The organism is Corallococcus caeni (assembly GCF_036245865.1).
Classification (GTDB): domain Bacteria; phylum Myxococcota; class Myxococcia; order Myxococcales; family Myxococcaceae; genus Corallococcus; species Corallococcus caeni.
Genome location: NZ_BTTW01000101.1, coordinates 1 through 352 on the forward strand (window position 1 = coordinate 1; position 352 = coordinate 352).

Consider the following 352-nt stretch of genomic DNA (forward strand, 5'->3'; position numbering starts at 1 on the left):
TTCCACTTTACAACATCTGATCTGCATTCTTCATTGCTTTTGCCCCAATTCCAGCATTCATCTTCTTGAAAAATCACATCCTTGCTAATGATGATTTTCTTGGAAACTGGATCATATAATCTGTATGCCTTTGATTCATCACTTACTCCCAAGAAAACACACTTCTTACTTTTTTTCATCTAATTTACTTCTCTTCTGGTCTGGGACATGTGCATGAGCTACACACCCAAAAACTCGAAAATAATCAACCATTGGCTTCACATTGCTCCATGCCTCTTCTGGAGTTTTGTTCTGCACAGCCACAGTAGGACATCTATTGAGGATATGCACACTCCATTTTATAGCTTCGGGC

At 39.2% G+C, this 352-nt stretch carries 2 protein-coding genes; both read right to left on the minus strand.

Going from position 1 to position 352, the window contains the following annotated elements:
• Window positions 1–179 (minus strand): hypothetical protein (locus AABA78_RS39355; protein ID WP_502260927.1); only part of this gene is annotated, 179 nt, incomplete at its 3' end.
• Window positions 166–352 (minus strand): hypothetical protein (locus AABA78_RS39360; RefSeq protein WP_338270620.1); only part of this gene is annotated, 187 nt, incomplete at its 5' end. The genes AABA78_RS39360 and AABA78_RS39355, both read right to left, overlap by 14 nt.